Source organism: Candidatus Afararchaeum irisae, from assembly GCA_034190545.1.
Classification (GTDB): domain Archaea; phylum Halobacteriota; class Halobacteria; order Halobacteriales; family Afararchaeaceae; genus Afararchaeum; species Afararchaeum irisae.
The window spans coordinates 1-3,354 of the sequence record JAXIOF010000067.1; the positions used below are offsets into that span (position 1 = coordinate 1).

The 3,354-nt window shown below is 56.2% G+C and carries 5 protein-coding genes; 2 read left to right on the plus strand and 3 right to left on the minus strand.

Annotated features, from left to right (window positions below):
• On the plus strand, positions 1-776 hold a 776-nt coding region (locus SV253_07900), incomplete at its 5' end, for a universal stress protein (protein MDY6775980.1).
• Between the two features lie 58 nt (positions 777-834).
• On the opposite strand, the gene SV253_07905 is transcribed toward SV253_07900, so the two are convergent.
• From SV253_07905 to SV253_07915, 3 genes are all read right to left on the minus strand, one after another.
• A complete protein-coding gene (locus SV253_07905; GenBank protein MDY6775981.1) occupies positions 835-1,161 on the minus strand; it encodes a hypothetical protein in 327 nt (108 codons plus the stop codon).
• 77 nt (positions 1,162-1,238) lie between these two features.
• A complete protein-coding gene (locus SV253_07910; protein MDY6775982.1) occupies positions 1,239-1,547 on the minus strand; it encodes a hypothetical protein in 309 nt (102 codons plus the stop codon).
• Positions 1,548-1,646: 99 nt separating this feature from the next.
• Positions 1,647-2,510: a polyprenyl synthetase family protein gene (locus SV253_07915; protein ID MDY6775983.1), complete on the minus strand. Its 864-nt coding sequence runs from the start codon at positions 2,508-2,510 to the stop codon at positions 1,647-1,649.
• 103 nt (positions 2,511-2,613) lie between these two features.
• On the opposite strand from SV253_07915, the gene SV253_07920 reads away from it, so the two are divergent.
• Positions 2,614-3,054: an iron-sulfur cluster assembly accessory protein gene (locus tag SV253_07920; GenBank protein MDY6775984.1), complete on the plus strand. Its 441-nt coding sequence runs from the start codon at positions 2,614-2,616 to the stop codon at positions 3,052-3,054.
• Positions 3,055-3,354: the final 300 nt, after the last annotated feature.

Genomic DNA, 3,354 nt, shown 5'->3' on the forward strand with positions numbered 1-3,354 from the left:
TCATACCCGTCGACATCTCCGACTCCGAGGAAAGAGACGAACAGATACCCGCCTCACTCGTCGAGTTCCTGTCTCCTCTGAGCGTCGTCGTCCTAGGCTACTACAGCCTTCCCGAACAGACAGCCCCCGGACAGGCACGTGATCAGTTCGGAGACGAGTCACAGGAGGAGCTCGACAGACTCGCCGACGAGTTCAGACCCTATACCCAGGAGGTCGAGACTGTCTTAGTCTTCACACACGACACGACACAGACTCTCGAAAGAGTCGCCGACGACGAGGGCTGTGACGTAGTTCTGGTGCCGAACAAGACGGAGAAGATAGAGAGGATACTCGTCCCACTCAGAGGCGACGTCAACTTCGACAGCATAGCAGACGTCGTCACGAGCCTCGTTACGCGAGACACCACCGTACTCAAGCTCGTACACGTCTCTGATCCCGACTCCGACGGCTCGGGCGACCTCTTTCTCAGGGGAGCCTCCGAGAGTCTCATCGACAGGGGAATAGACCCATCGGTTGTCGAGACAGAGGTAGTCTACTCCGACGACCCAGTCGGCGAGATTACTGACTCGGCTAGAAACCACGACGTCGTAGTGATGGGTGAGACAGAGCCCTCGATAAGATCCATACTTCTGGGAGAGGTTCCCGAGAGGGTCGCCAGAGACGCCGGCGTACCTATACTCCTCGTACGCCACGCCGAGATACCTGACCAGACTGATACGGATGCCGATGCCGGCATGACCCCTTCCCAGACACAGACACAGACACGAGAAGAGTAATTCTGTCCTTCAGTATAAGCAGTCTGTCTGTGTCTGTCCGGTGTCTGTGTCTCTGTCTCTATCCGTCTTCTTCGTCGACGTACCCGTCTTCGAGACTCTCGGCTTCCTCCACGCCTATCTCCTCGTCGAGAAGACCGTAACAGTCACGTATGCTTCCCGGTGTCGTACTCTCCTTCGGAACCACCGTGACAGACCTCTTGTCCTCGCTTATCTTTATCTCGAATAATGACATCTCCCTGTCGTCCGAGACGTTCCATCTCTTTCTTTCGAGATGCCGTATCTTGTAACGTGCCGAGTCAAACAGGTCTATAACCCGGTCTATATCTATCTCTTCTGCGAGTCTGAGCTTGAGAGGACTGTCCCTTCGGAACTCTGGCTCTGGCATCTCTATCTTATTAAACGGAAGCCGACAGTTAGGTCTTACTGAAGGTCAAGATGAATACGAACCTAGTCTACCCTACGTCAGACAGCTACGAGTAGAACTCCTAAGACAGCTCCTATCGCGGCGTATACCTTCGTGTTCCTGACGGCTCTCTCGACCACTCCACAAGGACACCGGCTGAAACACGTACAGTAGTTCGAGACGGCTAGTCCCGCTGTTCCTATCAGACCGAACTTGAGAAGCTCCGCCACGAACATCCCCGGAGTCGGAGTCATCGATGTCCCTACGGAGACGAGGCTGTATACCACGGCTCCGAGGTAGACCCCCACCGGAAGAACCACGTTTTCGGTACTGACTTCCCCCCACTGGCTAACGTTCTTTGTAGCCATGTCAAGTCTTAACAAACCACTCCATATAAGTTTGACGTGTGGGTGAAATCTACTACGTCGATAGTACCGTATCCAACAGTCCTCGAAGAAAGGAGTACTTCACTTCGCTCTCTCGACGACGAAGTCGGCAATCTCTTCGAGGCTCTCGGTGGCGTCTTCGTCGAGAGTATCTAGCGAACTCCTCGCGTCCTCGACGTACGACATAGCCCTCTCCCGCGCGAAGCCTATCGACTCCTCTACTGAGACGTCGTTCGCTTTCGAATGTATCACCACGAGTGAGGGTCTCTCCATCAGAGCGTCCTCTCCGACGGGCTTTCCGAGGTCACCCGGGTTCGAGGTGAAGTCGAGTATGTCGTCCCTTATCTGGAAGGCTATCCCCATGTTTCTGCCGTACTCACCGACAGCCTCTATCTCCTTCTCGGAGGCGTCTCCCGAGACAGCACCCAGCTTACACGCCGCGAGGAAGAGGGAGCCGGTCTTCTTGTAAGCGAGGTCGAAGTAGTCGTCGACAGTCCTGAGGCTTTCGGTTAGTTCGAGAGCCTCGCCCTCTCCGAGACGGACGAGTGCGTCGGTCATGACCTCGGCTGCCTCCGACGACTCTATGAGGTCGAACGCCTGTCCTATGAGGACGTTGCTCGAAAGAACAGCCATCGGATGTCCGTACTTCTCGTGAACCGAGTCGACACCTCTACGTATCTCCGATCTGTCGATTATGTCGTCTGCGACGAGTGCCGAGGTGTGGACTAGCTCGACGGCGGTAGCGTGTCTTATAGCACTCGCGCCGTAGGGGTCACCCCCGACCGCTTCACACGCCACAGTCGTGAGAATAGGTCTGAGACGTTTGCCGCCGCTCAGAGAGATATGTCTGACGGCTTCCGAGAGCGGCTCGGGTGTTATCTCCGAGGCGACTGTGTCTATCTCGTCGTTGACCGCCTCGACCCTGTCTGTGAACCTGTTCTCCATCTTACCAGTGACCTATGTACGAATTTCACCTACTTAAGAGATGAGATACGTCTGACTCGAAGTCACGGAAGACTTATGTTAGCAGGTCACAACCTACAGTTGCATGAGCACTCATTCTCAAAACCAGAAACAGACACGTACAGCCGACATAGACGTCACACAGACCGCAGCCCAGAAGGCGAAGGAGATGAGGGACTCGAACGGTCTTGAGGGACACGCCGTACGTCTCCGTGCCGAGGGCGGCGGATGCTGTTCTGAGCCGACGTACGAGCTCTGGTTCGACGACGAGGTCGACGAGACTGACTACGTCGTAGAGGCAGACGGCATCAGATTCGTGGTAGACGAGTCGTCTCACGAAGCCGTCGAAGGAGGCACGGTCGAGTTCGTGAGGTCGCGCAACGGAGCCGGATTCGACATCGACAACCCCAACTTCACCGAGGAGTCGTGTTCGTGTGGGACGGGTAGTAAGTCGAAGTCGGGATCGTGTGGCTGTGGGAGTGGAAGTGGAGACGGACACGACGGCGGATCGTGCGGCTGTCACTAACTCCGAGTGACATCCTCCGCGCCGTGAACGGAGAGGGATCGAAGATCCCTCAGGCAATCGGACGAAGTCCGATGACGGCGCGGCTTCCCACGCATGGGGAATACCAGTTAGTTACTGGCAGAGGGTTTCGACCCGAACTCACCGAGCGTCATCTGCTCTGACTGGCTCTGCTCGGTGGGGGTCGTGGCGTTAACGAGACGCGACGCGTCTCGTTCGCACACCAGAAATCTCCGATTTCTGGGGACGCTGTCACAGGCACTCCCATCCCGAGGCGAGTCATTGCCTGCCGGTTTCAGCGGC

Bases quoted from the DNA above. Each gene is read 5' to 3' on its own strand.
- SV253_07905 (MDY6775981.1), bottom strand. From the start codon at position 1,161: ATGCCAGAGCCAGAGTTCCGAAGGGACAGTCCTCTCAAGCTCAGACTC.
- SV253_07910 (MDY6775982.1), bottom strand. From the start codon at position 1,547: ATGGCTACAAAGAACGTTAGCCAGTGGGGGGAAGTCAGTACCGAAAAC.
- SV253_07915 (MDY6775983.1), bottom strand. From the start codon at position 2,510: ATGGAGAACAGGTTCACAGACAGGGTCGAGGCGGTCAACGACGAGATA.
- SV253_07920 (MDY6775984.1), top strand. From the start codon at position 2,614: ATGAGCACTCATTCTCAAAACCAGAAACAGACACGTACAGCCGACATA.